This window comes from Wolbachia endosymbiont (group A) of Urophora cardui, from assembly GCF_964028435.1.
Classification (GTDB): Bacteria; Pseudomonadota; Alphaproteobacteria; order Rickettsiales; family Anaplasmataceae; genus Wolbachia.
Genome location: NZ_OZ034774.1, coordinates 1300248 through 1317139, shown reverse-complemented (window position 1 = coordinate 1317139; position 16892 = coordinate 1300248). Strand labels below are relative to the sequence as shown.

13 protein-coding genes are annotated in these 16892 nt (G+C 36.3%); 5 read left to right on the top strand and 8 right to left on the bottom strand.

Annotated features, from left to right (window positions below; all coding sequences use genetic code 11):
- The first annotated feature begins 184 nt into the window (after positions 1–184).
- From ABWU38_RS06290 to secA, 4 genes are all read left to right on the top strand, one after another.
- Entirely contained in the window at positions 185–1144 is a 960-nt protein-coding gene (locus ABWU38_RS06290) for an IS5 family transposase (protein WP_353272644.1), read from the top strand.
- 220 nt (positions 1145–1364) lie between these two features.
- A complete protein-coding gene (gene odhB, locus ABWU38_RS06285; protein WP_353272680.1) occupies positions 1365–2537 on the top strand; it encodes a 2-oxoglutarate dehydrogenase complex dihydrolipoyllysine-residue succinyltransferase in 1173 nt (390 codons plus the stop codon).
- A gap of 103 nt (positions 2538–2640) precedes the next feature.
- Positions 2641–3528 carry an aminoglycoside phosphotransferase family protein gene (locus tag ABWU38_RS06280; RefSeq protein WP_353272679.1) on the top strand — a complete coding sequence of 296 codons (888 nt, stop codon included), beginning with the start codon at positions 2641–2643 and terminating at the stop codon, positions 3526–3528.
- A 235-nt stretch (positions 3529–3763) separates the two neighbouring features.
- The gene (gene secA / locus ABWU38_RS06275; RefSeq protein ID WP_253309398.1) at positions 3764–6424 is read left to right on the top strand and encodes a preprotein translocase subunit SecA; all 2661 of its coding nucleotides are present in this window, start codon (positions 3764–3766) and stop codon (positions 6422–6424) included.
- A gap of 3 nt (positions 6425–6427) precedes the next feature.
- On the opposite strand, the gene ABWU38_RS06270 is transcribed toward secA, so the two are convergent.
- The 6 genes from ABWU38_RS06270 to ABWU38_RS06245 form a co-directional block, all read right to left on the bottom strand.
- Positions 6428–7327 (bottom strand): ankyrin repeat domain-containing protein, encoded by a 900-nt coding sequence (locus tag ABWU38_RS06270; RefSeq protein WP_353272678.1) that lies wholly within the window; start codon positions 7325–7327, stop codon positions 6428–6430.
- A gap of 309 nt (positions 7328–7636) precedes the next feature.
- Positions 7637–9199, bottom strand: coding sequence for a glutamine-hydrolyzing GMP synthase (guaA, locus tag ABWU38_RS06265; RefSeq protein ID WP_253309400.1), 1563 nt, complete (start codon positions 9197–9199; stop codon positions 7637–7639).
- Between the two features lie 105 nt (positions 9200–9304).
- Complete coding sequence (locus ABWU38_RS06260) at positions 9305–9811, bottom strand: DUF2924 domain-containing protein (RefSeq protein WP_253309401.1); 507 nt, start codon at positions 9809–9811, stop codon at positions 9305–9307.
- A 402-nt stretch (positions 9812–10213) separates the two neighbouring features.
- A complete protein-coding gene (gene gatC, locus ABWU38_RS06255) occupies positions 10214–10567 on the bottom strand; it encodes an Asp-tRNA(Asn)/Glu-tRNA(Gln) amidotransferase subunit GatC (protein WP_065094978.1) in 354 nt (117 codons plus the stop codon).
- Positions 10557–11483, bottom strand: coding sequence for a ribose-phosphate diphosphokinase (locus tag ABWU38_RS06250; protein ID WP_253309402.1), 927 nt, complete (start codon positions 11481–11483; stop codon positions 10557–10559). Before ABWU38_RS06250 ends, gatC begins: the two co-directional genes overlap by 11 nt.
- Positions 11484–11834: 351 nt before the next feature.
- On the bottom strand, positions 11835–12032 hold the full coding sequence (locus ABWU38_RS06245) for a hypothetical protein (protein ID WP_264688305.1): 198 nt from the start codon (positions 12030–12032) through the stop codon (positions 11835–11837).
- Positions 12033–12212: 180 nt separating this feature from the next.
- On the opposite strand from ABWU38_RS06245, the gene sdhA reads away from it, so the two are divergent.
- On the top strand, positions 12213–14018 hold the full coding sequence (gene sdhA / locus ABWU38_RS06240) for a succinate dehydrogenase flavoprotein subunit (RefSeq protein ID WP_353272677.1): 1806 nt from the start codon (positions 12213–12215) through the stop codon (positions 14016–14018).
- On the opposite strand, the gene ABWU38_RS06235 is transcribed toward sdhA, so the two are convergent.
- Together ABWU38_RS06235 and ABWU38_RS06230 are read right to left on the bottom strand one after the other, a co-directional pair.
- Positions 14019–15146 (bottom strand): ankyrin repeat domain-containing protein, encoded by a 1128-nt coding sequence (locus ABWU38_RS06235; RefSeq protein ID WP_353272676.1) that lies wholly within the window; start codon positions 15144–15146, stop codon positions 14019–14021.
- Between the two features lie 212 nt (positions 15147–15358).
- Positions 15359–16651, bottom strand: a complete 1293-nt coding sequence (locus tag ABWU38_RS06230; RefSeq protein ID WP_353272675.1) for a hypothetical protein — start codon at positions 16649–16651, stop codon at positions 15359–15361.
- Positions 16652–16892 lie beyond the last annotated feature (241 nt).

Genomic DNA, 16892 nt, shown 5'->3' with positions numbered 1-16892 from the left:
TTATACATGTTATTAGGTCTTTTGCATAGTCATTGTTTGATTAGCAATACCATAGCCGAGAGACGGGGTGGCTTTGTTGCATAGCTAGTGTTGGTTGAGGTTATTGTAAGAAGAAAAGCTTTTTAATATATGGCTACTAACGCATTTTGTTGTAAAATAGGCATTTTTCAAACAAGTACAACTTATGCCACAAAAAATGAGAGTAAGTAACCAAAGAGAATATAACGAGTTTCTCAAAAAAAGAGGAAATGTTTTTCATTTTGTTAATCAAGCCATAGAAAATTGGTATGAAAATAGTCCAAAAGTTGCAGGTGGCAATAACACTTATAGTGATAAAGTTGTAATTTTAATACACATAATAGTTCATCTTTTTAGAATTGGCTTGAGACAAGCTGTAGGTTTTGTAAAAGGTTATATGGTACAAATAGGCAAAAAACTTAAGATTATCAGCTATACACAAGCTTCCAGAAGATTTAAAAAGCTTAATTTGAAGATTGATGACCATAGAAGCAATAAAGATGATCTGGAAAATGTTGAAATTGCCGTAGATAGCACTAGAGTTAGTATCTACAATAAGAACGGTGGGCATAGTAAGCTTAATATTCGAAAAAGAAAATACAGTGGTTATGGTCAAGTAAGAAAATTACATGTTGTTTTAAACATAAATGATAAGAAAGCAATAAGCATGAACTACACTAGTGGTGTTGCTGTAGACTATTTGCCGGTCTGCGATATGTTAGAAGAAGTCAGTGATAAATATAACATTTGTTCTATTCGAGCAGATGCGGCTTATGATATAAAAAGTGTGTATAAAGAATGCAGAAAATACAATATTGTGCCTATTATTCGCCCTAGGAAGGATACTAAAATTTGTTTAGCTGACTACTTATCAGAAAGAAACAAGTATATTAGTAGAATTAGGTCATATGAGAATTATGAAGATGGTATTAATGAATGGAAGAAAAAAGTTAAGTATGAAGCACGGTCTTATATTGAAGTCTTTTTCTATAGGTTGAAGCAAATATTTGGGTTTGGCTTGAAAAATAAATCAGAGGTAAATCGTGAAAAAGAGCTGTTAATTAAGTGCTACTTATTGAACAAATTTACTGATATAGGTATGGCTAAATTTAAATTAGCTGCGTAAATTCACTGTGATTTACATGCCTATCAGTGCTATGCAACAAAGCCAGACGGGGTTGGCGAAATGTGTCAAGATGGCCTAGCATCACGCGCTGGAATGACATTTGGGAGTATATTATCCGTTTGTCACTTCTAAATGATAAAAGCCTCAATGAATTTATTAGTTTATTACATGTCTCTTTTCATGTATAAATCTATAGAAAGTTTTATACGGAAGTTGTTTTATGAGCAAAATTATAGAAATCAGAGCGCCAAAAACTCTTGGTGGTGAGTCAGTTACGGAAGGTATAGTAAAAATAAAGAAAAATATTGGAGAAGCAGTAAAAGTAGATGACTTGATCTTTGAAATTGAGACTGACAAAACAGCACTCGAATTAACTGCAGAAGCTTCAGGGCAAATAACTGAATTTCTCGTAAAGGAAGATGATGTAATAAGTCCTGATCAATTGTTAGCGAAGTTTTCCGTGGGGGAAGTAAAAGAGGAAGCGAGAAAAGAAGATAAAAGCGAAAGTTCTGCCAAAAAAGATGCTCCGTCAGCTCGTAAAATTATGGAGGAAAATGCAATCAGCGCAGAAAGTGTCAAAGGAACTGGCATGGGAGATAGGATAACAAAAGCAGATGTAATAGGCCATATAAACAAAACAGAACAGCCTGCAATAAAACAATATGAATTGCCAAAAAGTGTAGTAAGTGGAGAGCAAAGAGAGGAACGAGTAAAAATGAGTAAAATAAGGCAAGTAATTGCCGCTCGTTTGAAAGCATCGCAAAATACTGCTGCAATACTGACCACGTTCAATGAAATTGACATGAAAAATGTCATGGATCTAAGAGCAAAATATAAGGATGCCTTTGAAAAAAAATATGGAATAAAACTTGGTTTCATGTCGTTTTTTATAAAGGCAGCAGTGCAAGCACTGAAAGAGATCCCTGAAATTAACGCTGAAATCTCAGGCGATGAAATCATATATAAACATTACTATGACATAGGTGTTGCTGTTGGCACTGACAAAGGCCTTGCTGTACCTGTTATTCGGAGTGCTGATCAGATGTCATTTGCAGAAATTGAGTTGACTTTAGTTGCTCTTGGCAAAAAAGCACGAGAAGGCAAATTACAAGTATCAGAAATGGAAGGTGCAACATTTACTATTTCAAACGGTGGAGTATACGGTTCACTTCTTTCCACTCCGATAATAAACCCTCCGCAATCTGGAATACTTGGAATGCATTCGATACAAAACAGGCCAGTTGCTGTTGGTAATGCAGTAGAAATCAGACCGATGATGTACATTGCTCTCTCTTACGACCACAGAATAGTTGATGGCAAAGGAGCAGTTACTTTCCTTGTCAAAATAAAAAATTATATAGAAGATCCAAATAGATTAGTTTTGGAAGTGTAAATTGGTATTAACTTAAACAATGTCAGCAATTAAAAATGACAAGCAAGTTTTTCTAGAATCAGAAGGTTTCTAAGGCGGATGGTAAAATAGGAAAAATCGGCAAATGGCATCAAAAATTGATAGTCGCTCTTGGTTATTACTTGTTACCGAACTTGTTGCACAGCAATTTCCAAAGTGGGCTCACTTAGAGATCAAACCTGTTGAACTCAGTGGTATAGACAATAGAACTTTTCGCTTGGGTGAAGAGATGTTGATCAGGCTACCAAGCGCAGAAGATTATGCGCTACAAGTTCTAAAGGAGCAAAAATGGCTTGAGATACTTGCACCACATTTGTCATTTTCTATTCCTAAGCCACTTGCAATGGGACAACCATCAAAGCATTATCCCTGGAATTGGTTAATATATAAGTGGATCGAAGGGGAAAGCATAAATGCATTGTCTATAGATGATCTGGATTTACAGATTATTGCTTCTCAGCTTGCACAATTTTTGAATGAGTTACATAAAATTGATGTTAAAGGAGGCCCTAATCCTGGACTCCATAACTTCTGGCGCGGCGATCACGTATCAGTCTATGACACAGAGGTAAGATCGGCCATTAAGGAATTGCAAGGTTTTATTGATGCTAGAACTATAATGTCCTTTTGGGAAAAAGCTATAAGCTCAAGATGGAACAAGAATCCAGTATGGATTCATGGTGACTTTGCAAGCGGGAATATCCTAGCGAAAGATGGATGTGTAGCTGCTGTAATCGATTTTGGATGTGTGGGTGTCGGCGATCCAGCCTGTGACTTGGTAATTGCCTGGACACTTTTGAACAACGAAAATCGGAGAATCTTCAAGTCACATCTATGTTTAGATCCAGACACGTGGGCCAGAGCAAGCGGCTGGGCTTTATGGAAGGCACTAATTACAATGCGCGACTGGAAGACAACAGAAGTTATGAAACAACAGAAAATTATTAATGAAATTCTAAATGAAGAAGCTTAGTTTAACCAAAGATTTTCAGTCCTATTTTTGCATACCTACCTTTCTTTGCTGTTCTCAAGTGAATTACTCTTAATCTAGCATAACTAACAACTTAAACGAACAACTATTTTCAGCAAACTAAACAATGCCTGTGATAGGTTCTTAATTTGAAAAGACTCCCCGAATCTAATATGTCATTGCTGTAGGCTGCATTTAGTAATATAATCTCATATTAAATAAGACGTTACTTAAGTTTATGCTAGATTCTCCGCTAATTTTGACAGCCATTCTTATATTTTTCATTTTTACGTTGTCATTCTTTTTTATAAGAAAGATATTTGGGTCAACAAACAAGAAGATAATAAAATCCTTTAGGAAAATTGTTCAGCAAATAAATGCATTAGAAACAGAAATGCAGAGCTTATCTGATGAGGAGCTTGCTGGTAAAACTCAAGAATTCAAACAGGAATTGAAAAATGGGAAAACGTTAAATGATCTTCTCGTACCTGCATTTGCAGTTGTGCGTGAAGCCTCTCGCAGGTTTCTTAACATGAGGCACTTTGATGTTCAGTTGATTGGTGGAATGGTGCTCCATAACGGCATGATATCAGAAATGAAAACAGGAGAGGGAAAGACACTCGTTGCAACTTTAGCTGCATACCTTAATTCTTTAGAAGGGAAAGGCGTGCACGTCGTAACTGTTAACGACTACCTTGCGAAACGAGACACAGAGTGGATGAGCAAATTATATAATTCTCTTGGGGTTTCTGTTGCGTTTATCACGAATAACTTGACAGACGAAGAGAGAAAAGAGGCTTACAGTGCAGATATCGTGTATTCCACAAATAACGAGCTTGCCTTTGATTACCTGCGAGACAATATGAAATTTTCTCAAGAAGACATGGTTCAGAGAGGCTTTCACTACGGAATAGTTGATGAAGTAGACTCAATACTCATTGATGAAGCTCGCACTCCGCTTATTATTTCTGGCCAGATTGAGGAAAACAATCAGATATATAAGCATATCAATAAAATAGTAACCAAATTAGTTGACTCTGATTATGAGGTGGATGAAAAGGGTAGGGCAGTGTTCCTTACTGAAGATGGTATTTCACGAGTGGAAGAACTACTCAGGTCATACAATCTCATTCCTGAAAATTCCTCGCTCTATGATACTGACAGCATGATAATGACTCATTATATAGACCAAGCATTACGTGCACATAAGCTGTTTACTGCTGATAAAGATTATATAGTAAAGGATGGCAAGGTAGTGATTATTGATGAATTTACTGGGCGTATGATGGAGGGCAGGAGATATTCCGATGGTCTTCATCAGGCACTTGAAGCGAAGGAGAATCTTGAAATTCAGCATGAAAACCAAACTTTAGCATCGGTCACATTTCAGAATTACTTTCGTATGTACAATAAACTTTCCGGAATGACTGGAACAGCAGCAACAGAGGCAGAAGAGTTTCGTGATATATACAGGCTAAATGTAGTAAAAATTCCAACCAATGTACCTGTAAAAAGAGTTGATATTGATGATGAAATTTATGGCACAGGAAAAGAAAAATTTAATGCTGTGTTGAAGTTTATAGAAGAATGCCACAAACGCCTTCAACCGGTCCTTGTTGGCACGGTAAGCATCGAAAACTCTGAGAAGCTTTCTGCGCTTTTGCAAAGCCATTCTCTTAAGCATTCAGTATTGAATGCTCGTTATCATGAACAAGAGGCGTACATAATAGCACAAGCTGGAGTGCCAGGTAGTATCACTATAGCAACTAACATGGCAGGACGTGGAACTGATATTCAACTCGGTGGAAACGCTGAAATGATTGCAAAGGTAGAGCTAAAGAAGATAAAAAATGCTGATGAAAGAGAAAAAAAATACCAAGAAATAGTCGAAAGAGTAAAAAAAGATAAGGAAATTGCTATAAAAGCTGGTGGTTTATGCGTGGTTGGAACCGAAAGACATGAAAGCAGGAGAATAGATGATCAATTACGCGGCCGTTCTGGTCGTCAGGGGGATCCTGGACTTTCTAAGTTCTTTTTATCGCTTGAAGATGACCTAATGAGAATATTTGGTTCTGATAGAATGAGAAGCTTTTTACAAAAAGTAGGGTTAAAGAATAACGAAGCTATTCATCATCCATGGATCAATAAGGCACTTGAGAAGGCGCAGAAGAAAGTTGAAGCTAGAAACTATGATGTGCGGAAGTCTTTGCTTAAGTTTGATGACGTAATCAACAACCAACGTAAAGTTATTTTTAAGCAGAGAAACAATATCTTAGGCAACGAAATTAATGATTTACTTGAAGTATATAGCGAAGTAAATGAGAGCATAGTAGAAGGTATAATCCAAAGTGGCTATTATGAGGATTATATTGAAGATATAGTCAAAGAATTCCATACAAAGTATGGAATAACGCTTGATAAAGAAGATTTAGCAAAGTTTTTAAACAAACAAGAAGCTTTGAATTATATAAATGATAAGATACAAGAATTTTTTACTGAGAAAGAAAAATATTTCAACAGTCAGCACACTACAGATTTGTGGAATACGATCGTGAAGCAAATGATGATAATGACACTTGATCATTTATGGAGGGAACACCTTTCAACTTTAGAAAGCTTAAGACAAAGCATAAGCTTACGTGCCATGGGGCAGAAAGATCCACTGAATGAATTTAAACGCGAAGCTTTCTTGATGTTTGAGTCAATGCTTGAAAAATGGAAGGAACTCACCATTCATCGCTTAGCACACTTTAAGTTGGCAGACAACCAAGAGATAGGCAATAGGTTACATTCTGCTAGAAATAGCAGACTTTCCAAAGTCTCAAGAAACGACAAATGTCCTTGCAACTCCGGAAAGAAATACAAGCACTGCCACGGCGCGGTTACTGTGGTAAATTAGTAACTATGGTTGTACAGTTTGTTTATTTCCATCAACATTACTGCAGCTAACCTCACTTAGCTTACTGTTTAATGAATGCTCTGATGACTTATACGCAACCCCATAGGAAATTCCACCAACGATCAGTGCAGATGCCACAGTAATTCCAACTATTGCTAGTGCAGATAATGCAGTAGCGTAAACGAGTCCTAATGGAACTACAATAGCAGATATAACAACCCCAACGGCTCCTGCTTTTGTAGCTTTAGGCCTATGTATACATGATGGGTCTGCACCATAATTTAGCAGAAGTTTTGCCATTTCTGGATATTTACTATGCCAAGCACAACTCAAAGGGGTATATCTATTTTTATTTTGTAGATTGATATTAGCTCCATTTTTTAGTAGAAGTTTCACTGTCTTTATATGCCCGTGCTCAGCAGCATAATGCAAAGGAGTTCTTCCACCTTCATCTTGTAGATTGATATTAGCTCCATTTTTTAGTAGAAGTTTCACTGTCTTTGTATGCCCGTGTTTGGCAGCATAATGCAAAGGAGTCCCTTTATCTTCATCTTGTGCATTAACGCCTGCTCCTTCTTCTAGCAAAACTTCTACTACTTGTGTATGCCCATGCTGAGCAGAATAATGTAAGGAGGTTTTTTCCCATTCATCTTGTACATTAACATTAGCTCCGTTTTTTGTTAAGTATCTTACTACTTTTTCATAGCCATTTTCAGCTGCTATAAGTAATAAATTGCACTTGAGTATTATAAACGTGTAATTTATATCAAATTCGCTTTTTTTCCACTCATCATATATAAGTTGATTTTCCTGCTGCAGCTTATCTTTAATTCTATCAATTAAATTTTCCTTACTCAGATCTGGACTACTGTTGACTTCTTGTAGTATTAACCTTAATGTCATTTCCTTCTCCAAGATATAAAATTTTATTATGGCATATGAAGTGGATTATGTCAATGAAGAACTAAGAAACTGGTTCTTCTTTTTTTCTATAGCTTTAGGTTTACCTACAATTTGAAAAACAACAAATTCGTCATTCCGCCGCAGTATCTCTAGATCCCGCTAACACGTAGCGGGATGACGAGTTACTTAACGTCATACCGTGATTTATTCACGGTATCTCAACCGCTAACAAAGCGGGATGACAGCAATCCTACGTCATACCGCCGCGGTATCTCTAGATCCCGCTGCGGGATGACTAGACTTTTTGATTTACTCCCACTCAATGGTTGCTGGTGGTTTAGAAGTTAAGTCATAGACAACTCTATTTACTCCGGAAACGTTATTAACAATTATACTGCCAACATTCTGTAAAAAGTCCCAAAACACTAGCGAATGCTGATCCTTATCTTCAAATGGAAATGCATCAGCCGTCATACCATCGGACGATGTTACAGCCCTTAAAGCACAAACATATCCGTATGTACGACCATCTCCCATGACGCCTACAGTTTTTATTGGTAATAATACAGCAAAAGCTTGCCATATCTTATCGTATAGATCGTAATTTTTCATCGTATTAATATATATTTCATCTACTTCTTGCAATATTCGCACCTTTTCTTCATCGACTTCACTTATAATCCTCACTGCAAGTCCGGGTCCAGGAAATGGATGTTGAAATATTATCTCGTCTGAAAGCCCAATTTCTTTTCCAAGTAGCCTTACCTCATCTTTAAAGAGGTAGCGTAAAGGCTCTACTAGCTTCAGGTTCATCTTTTCTGGCAACCCACCAACATTATGGTGAGACTTAATTGTACTAGTGTTGTCTGAGGCATGCCCTGACTCAACTACATCAGAGTAGATGGTACCTTGCATCAAAAAATCCACATCACCTATTTTTTTTGCTTCTTCTTCAAACACTTCAATGAAAGCGTTACCGATAATTTTTCGCTTTTTTTCTGGATCAGTTATTCCCTTTAACCTACTCAAAAATAAATTTGATTTATCAACGTAGTTTATCGGAATTTCTTTCAACATAGCAATGGTCTGGTTCTTGCGTAACAACCCAGTATCGATAAAAATACAGTTCAATTGTTTTCCTATAGCTTTATGTGTGAGAGCCGCTGCAACACTTGAATCAACCCCACCACTTACTGCAGCGATTACTTTTTTCTCTCCTACTACATTTTTGATTTTTTCCTTCTGCTTTTCAATAAACGATTTCATTGTCCAGTCTCTCTCGCAATTTGCAATATCCAAGAAGTTAGAGAGCAATTTACTGCCATTTGTTGTGGGCCTCACTTCAGGATGGAACTGAGTACAGTAAATCTTCCGCTGTTCGTTGACAATTATTGCAATTGTTTGATTTATCACACCTGATGCGATAACAGTAAATCCCTGTGGTATAGTATCAACACTGTCCGCATGGTTCATTAATACATCCACTTCAGAATTAACATCCCAGGTATCCTTTATAATGGGGGATTCTTTTAGTATCTTGATTTTAGTTCTGCCAAACTCCTGTTTGAAACTCTCTTTTACTTTTGCTCCAAAATAATGACAAATGAGTTGCTGTCCATAGCATATTCCAAGTATAGGAACGTTTGTTGCCTTATTAAGTTTTATAATTTCATGTACTACTCTACTTGTTTCAGAACAATCATCATTTACAGATTGTGGTCCTCCAGAGAGAATAAACCCATTGAATTTTGATATTGTTTCAAAACTGATGTTGCTTGGAAATATTTCGCAATACACACCCATTTCCCTGACTTGTCTTGCGATAAGCTGTGTAAATTGTGAACCAAAATCAATAATGGCAATTGCTGACAATTTGCTCCTCCATATTATTTAAAAGTGATATCTGATAATAAAGAAAATAAAGAAGTAAGTAAACTAAGACCTCTTAAAAGCTTTGATGTATGACTTAAACGTTAGCTATGATTTATTTTGAGTTGACAGAAACTTTGCACGGCGGTGACTCAGAGTCCTCAGTTTTTCTTTGGGGTCAAGGCATACTTTAAAAAAATCCCAACCGTTGCAACTTTTACCGGTAATTCTTGTGCCAGCCGTAGAAGGAGCACTATATTCTTCCCCATTGTAAATAAACTTTCCCTCATTACTGACTGTAACTTCATACATTTTCTTTTTATATTCTCCAACAAGTGTTCTACCTATAAAAAGAGCTTTAATAACTTTTTGATTTTGCGTTAAGCCATCATCATCAACTTGCACAATTTCTTTAGGTTTATCTATTTTGAGCTCATTTAGTGGCTCATTACCCACCATATTGTTTAATACTTTATTTATTATATATGTTACTGCCTCATCTTTGACTTCTTCTACCCTTTTATCTACATATTTTTCTACTTCACTACGCACATGCCTTTTCAAACTTTCAAGCAAATCCTGTAAGTCGAGTAAAGTTAATTCAGATGTTTCCATAAAAACCCCCAGTTTTATTATCACGTATCAATAATACATCTAGTATACTTAAAATATCTTTAAGAAAGGCGACTCTGACCCTCAGGTAGCTAATGTTAACTACCGATATCGTACGTGAACCAAAATCAATGATGGCAATTGCTGACAACTTACCCCCTCCATATTATTTAAAGCAATATCTGATAATAAAGAAAATCATGGGGCAAGTAAACTATAGCTAAAGTGGCTTAGGTTTACCTACAATTTGAAAAACAACAAATTCGTTATTCCGCTACTTGTTAGCGCCGCGGCGGTATGACGTAGGGAAACCTTCTTGGGTTAGCTATATCTGTTTTGCCACTCTGCTGAACGGATACTTTGAAAGTAGATCTATTATAGAATTGATATGAGCCTTATTTTACCCTAATCGTTTATAACCTTTGGCACTACGAAATACCCATGCTCAGGTTTTGTATTGGACAATATCTCTTCTTTAATGTTTTGAGAATTTATAACATCATCGCGTACATGAATGTCCTTGTCTATACTGCCATAACGCATAGGAGAAACACCTTCAGTATTAACTTGTAATAAAGTATCATGTATCCAATCCAGCATTGTCAGTTCTTTGGAGTAGTGATCAATCTCGTCATTTGATAACTTAATCCTTACAAGCTGTGCAATTTTAAGCATTTCTTCCTTGGTAATTGTTATTTTTCTCTTATTTGCAAATTCTATTAGTGAAGTAATAACGTCTTCTGTTGACTTAGCTGGCATCTTTACCTCCTTGGATGAAGTGAGTTAAAATATCTACGACCGAAACAACTTCTATTTTACCAGTTTTTTCAAGTTTGTGAAGTATAGTATCCGTAATCACTAATTTATCTAAAGAAGAGGAAGAAATTTTTTCAACTGCACTTCCTGAAAGCACGCCATGTGTGATGCATGAAATTACGGACTTTGCTCCGCAATTTTTTAAAGCAAGGGCTGCATTACACAATGTTCCACCAGAGTCAACTATATCATCAACAATGACACAATTTTTATTCGCAACTTCTCCTATTATGTTCATTACTTGAGATGTGCCTGCTTTCTCCCTATATTTATCTACTACAATAATCTTATCACTTAACCCTATCTTGTACTTTTCCTCTAAAGTCTTTGCAAAAGCACGTGCTCTGCCAATTGCTCCAACATCAGGTGCAACAATTGCCAAATTTTCCGTGTGTATACAGTCAACAAATGCTTCAAAGCAGTTCAAATTAGTTATCGGTACATCAAAGAATCCTTCAATTTGACTTGAGTGCAAATCAATCACTGCAACACTACTTGCACCTGCAGTTTGAATAAGATTTGCAACTAATTTGGCATTTAAAGCAGATTGCATATCATTGTTCTTGATAATTCTATCTTGTCTGCTATATCCATAATAAGGAATAATTACTACTATCCTTTTGGCTCCTAATCTATTTACTGCATCAATTATAAGCAGAAGCTCCATAAGGTTATCATTCACAGGGGGAGAAAGAGATTGTACTATGTATACTTCTTGATTATATAGATCATTTGCTACTTCTACATTTACCTCGCCATCGGTAAACTTTGATATCCAAGCAGAGGATGGTTGAACATCTAGCCGGTTAACTACTGATTCCCCTAATTCTTTACTAGCATTACCTATTATTATCTTCATAATATACCAATTGAGCTTGTAAGATTATACAGAAATTATGAAATAATTGAAATGTAAGTTTCTTTATCTAGCATTCTTGTCGGCAAATTAGGTACCTCTTGTACAATGACCTGTCATTTTCACGCATTGTTTCAATATACAGACCCAAATTGAAACAACTATACAAAATCCTGCTTATGTTTCAAGATAAATGACTTTAATGAAATATAATTTACCTTACCACTTCGTTTTGATTCTCCAGTTCAACATAGGATAAATTACTCATACATTCTCCTAGTATTTCCTCCTTTTTATCATTATCTAGTCCACTGCTAAACCCCTGACACTTTTTCTCAAGAGCTAAGCGTGTAGCTATCTTACTGTTTCAGACGATAATTCCGGCAACTCATTACGAATCTTTTCCTGCTCTTCCTCAGAGAAATTGCCAAGGTTTTCCCTGGCCATTTCAGAAAATTTTTGAGTAATCGTTTCTTTTATCATTCCACCAACTTCCTGTTTATTTAGTGTAATAACTACCGATGGATGCAAGCCAGATAAAGACTCAACCATTTTATTGTATGTTCCACCTGAAGTAAGTAAAATAGCGAGGTTTAAATGGCATTAAGATCAAAATTATTGGATGAAAAAGTGGTTCACTAATAATGAGAATTGGTATTAGCTATAGAAAACTTGTATAGATTTTTTCTACTTCTGTGATATCATAAGCCTGTAATGATAAAATAAGCAAATATGGATAAGTCAGCGTATGAGATCATAGAACATGAGTATGATGTGGTAGTAGTGGGTGCAGGTGGAGCAGGGCTCAGAGCAACGCTTGGGATGGCTGCAACTAATTTTTCAGTTGCCTGCATTTCTAAAATTTTCCCTACACGAAGTCATACAGTTGCAGCACAAGGCGGAATTAGTGCAGCTTTAGGTAATATTGGTGAAGACGATTGGCGCTGGCATGCATATGACACAATAAAAGGTTCAGACTGGCTTGGTGATCAAGATGCAATAGAATATATGTGTAAAAACTCTGCTAAAGCTGTTATTGAACTTGAAAATTTTGGCGTACCTTTTTCTCGTACAGAAGATGGCAAAATATACCAGCGCTCTTTTGGTGGAATGACAACTCACTTTGGTAAAGGAAAATCAGCGCAGCGCACTTGTGCAGCGGCAGATAAAACTGGGCACGCAATCCTTCACACTCTATATCAGCAGTGTCTTAAATTCAACGCTGAATTTTTTGTTGAATACTTTGTGATTGATTTAATTATGGATAGCGAAACCGGAGCATGCTGCGGAGTTCTTGCTTGGTCGCTATGCGACGGCACATTACATAGATTTCGCGCACATTCGGTGGTGCTAGCAACAGGTGGATATGGACGTGTTTATTTCTCTGCAACAAGTGCGCATACCTGCACAGGTGATGGTAATGGCATGGTGGTGAGAGCTGGGTTACCACTTGAAGATATGGAATTTGTACAATTTCATCCAACAGGAATATATGGCTCAGGGTGCTTGATGACAGAAGGGTGCCGTGGAGAAGGGGGGTACCTCGTTAATTCTCAGGGCGAAAAGTTTATGGAACGTTACGCACCAAAAGCAAAAGATTTAGCTTCCCGTGATGTGGTAAGTCGTGCAATAACAATTGAAATTAGAGAGGGAAGGGGAGTTGGACCGAAAAAAGATCACATGTATTTAACTATAGCGCATCTTGATCCGGAAGTAATAAAACTCAGATTGCCGGGCATCAGCGAAACCGCAAGAACTTTTGCTGGAGTTGATGTCACTAAAGATCCAATACCTGTTATTCCAACTGTTCACTACAACATGGGCGGCATTCCAACCAATTATCATGGAGAAGTGATCACGCTGAAGCAAGGTAAGGAAGAAGTGGTAGATGGACTATTTGCAATTGGAGAAGCTGCATGTGTCTCTGTGCACGGTGCAAATCGACTTGGTTCTAACTCACTTCTTGATCTTGTGGTTTTTGGTAGAGCTGCAGCGCTCAGAGCAAAAGAGAAACTAAAATCCGGTACACCACATAAAAAATTGAGCTCAGATTGTACAGATTGGATAATAGATAGGTTTAATAAAATGCGATTTGCTTCTGGGAAGCTCAAAGTAGCAAAAATACGCAGCGAAATGCAGAACACTATGCAAAAGTACGCATCAGTGTTCCGTGTTGCTGAAGTTTTAGAAGAAGGTAAAAAAGCTATAAAAAAGGTAGCAAAAATGATGCCTGATGTTTCACTTGAGGATCGCAGTATGATATGGAACAGTGATTTAGTTGAAGCACTGGAGCTTGCTAACATGATCCCACAAGCGGTTATTACCATGGAATGCGCAGCCAATCGAGAGGAGAGTAGAGGTGCTCATGCTCGTGAAGATTTTCCTGAGCGTGATGATAAAAACTGGATGAAACACACCATAGCGTGGCTTGAAGAAAAGAAAGGTCAAATTAACGTAAAAATTGATTATAAAAAAGTGGCTGAAAAAACTCTGAGCGATGAAATTGACTTCATCGCTCCGGAAAAGAGGGTATACTAGTTATATTGTTAACCCATCTGCGGGAGATTTTGTTGATGTATCTTTCATTTCACTTTTTGGATTTCTTGCACGCTTTGTCTGTCGGTCATTGTCAGTAGAGTTCTTTGTTTTATTAGTTAGTTTTTCAAAACATTTCTTAACACCACTAAACCCTAAAGTGAGAGCAAGACATGTAGCTATAGCAATAGCTGCGAGGAATAAAGCGGCAAGGGCCCCAATGTAACCCTGAGAGACACCATATGCTACAGCTGAAATGAAAATAACCGTTGTTATGGATATTAATGTTTGACGGGTTCTCTTTGCTGGATCTATGTACTTTCCAGCAGCAGATACTGCTTTTCCTGTAGTAGATGCTGTTTTTTCTATAAAAGAACCTGCTTTTTCAATGCCAGACTGACATTTTTTTGAAGCAGTTTTACAGTGGTATTTTTCCTCGAGTTTCTCCTTTAGCTCTCTAACCTTTTTTTGTGCTTCTTGTGTAATTCTTGGATATTCTTTTAAATTAAGTAAAGTTAGATAATACTTTTTAGTATCAAATGTTTGACCTTCCAACTCTAGAGAACAGGGATCAGCGCCCATTTCTAGCAGCATTGCACAAAACTTTGTTGTATTGCTACAACTAACTGTTGAATCAAAAATTGTTCCTTGCTTTAGATATTCAATTTTTTCTTTCCTTGCTTTTGTTTTTAGCACCGCTTGTAGAGGCGTGTCTTCTTTCTGGTTGGTAGCATTCATAGCTTCTCTCAATTTATCTTGAGATATCACTTCTTTTTCTACTAAATTCAAAATCAACTCCAAATATGCAACTTTTTGCTCTCCTTTAAGTAAAGCAATATGATGTAAAGCATTGTTGCCATTTGTGTCTTTCAGGCTAATATCCGCCCCTTTCTGTAGTAACTCCTCAAAAAGTTTTTTATCATTATTTTCAATTGCTGAATGTAATGGATTACTATCTGGAGTATTTATGGTATACCCTATAATTTCTTTAATTTTTGTTTCTGTATTGGTTTTTATTTCTGGTTCTAATTCAGACTTCTTTACTGACTCTGCCAATTTTTCTAAGAAGTTAAGATAATATATTTTTTGTTTTTCGCTTAACTCCTGTAATTCTTCTTGGCTTTGTTGCATCGCTAGCTATGATGGATTAAAGATAAAAAAGATGGAGAATATCAGTAGCTTATTATTCTGGTATTTATAACAAGAACGGTCAGTGAATACCTAAATTTGAGTAAAAGAAATTTCACTACCACTCACTAATCCGGCTAAAATTCAAGAATTTCAATGCTTTAGCTATTTTCAATAGAATTAAGTTTATTAATATAAATAATAAATTACTATTCTTAAATTTGATCAGATTGATTGCAAAAAAACAAGATTTTCAATAGGTTGCTTATAATCCTAGCTATAGTTAGCCTTTCATAAGTAGCGATGCAACAAAGCCATTCTTCTTTAGACAACTGCAAATCATCAATATTTGCTCCTAATTTGAGCAATTGTATAGCAGATACTATTGTATTGTCGTAGTGTGGTATAAGTTTTTTAAAAGGTGTTAAAGTTTTTCTAGGTGTAGTCTCAAAACTATGTTTTTCTTTTGTTACTTTACTAAGTAACAATGCTTGCAGTGGTGTTTGACCGTTGCCATTTTTATCGTTTACAGCTTTTTCAAGTTGTGCTTTAAGTTGCTCTTTTCCTTCCTCTTTTCCTTCCTCTTTTCCTTCCTCTTTTCCTTCCTTCTTACTCACATCTAGTACTGTATTTAAAAAATCAAACTTTTGTTTTTTCTCTAATTGTGTAACTATTAGGTGTAAAATATTATTTTCCTTTTCATCTTTTGCACTGCTAATATCCTTACAACCTTTCAGATATTCTTCAAATTTCTTGCGATTTCCATTTTTAATTGCTTTGAATATTGGCTGTTCCTCATCAGTATATTGAACATTGCTGTTCGTTATCCCGTTGGTTTTCTCCACTTCTTGGTTTTCATTTGCTGTGTAGGAAATTGGTATACCCGAAATGTGGTCTTTCTCATCAGCAGGATCATCTTCAGCTTCGCTACTGTTGCCGCTTTCGATTCCACTGTCTCCATTGTCAATCGTCATCCCGTTGTCTTTCTCTACTCCTTGCCCTTCACTTATTGTGTTAGCACTACTGATTGAATGCTTCTTACTAGCGTTATGATCATCTTCAGCATCGCTACTGTTGCCGCTTTCGGTTTCACTCTCCATACTCCCTCTACGACCAATTTCATTTTGATCAACGTTATCAGGATGATCTTTTTTGCTGCTCTTGTTAATAGCTTCTGAAATTACTTGTTCTATTTCCTCTTTTTTTGTTGGGTCTAGTTTTTTTGACTGTTTGATTTCTTTTTTCAATGCTGGAAGGAAGTGTTGAGTATAATACTTATAATATTTTTCTTGTTCTTCAGGTGATTCTCCTAATTTGGTTAACACTTCGGTTAATATCTTAGGACTAGCCCCTTCCTTGAACAATCCCTTGCATTTGTTGAGAGTCTTGTCTTTCCCAACTTCTGGGTGTAGGTGTTTGTGCTTTCCTTTTGTTACTTTTTTCGTTATAATGCTCAATAATTCATTGTTGTGTACTAACTCACTAGATGTAGAATTTTCTTTTGTCATACCAAAGCCTCACTAAAAACTAACTATTTGTGTATCTTTGTAGTTGTAAGTGTCAACAATTTGAGATTGAGAACTAACAACTAAAAAGCTAGATTTAAATTTTAAAATGTTGTATATGTAATTGAAATACAGGCAGAAGAGCGTTTCTGCTAGTATCATAGTTAAACCTCACTTCAACGATTATCTACTATTTTAAATGTTTAGTTTTAAGAAAGGATAAATATTGGTATATAGCTAAAGT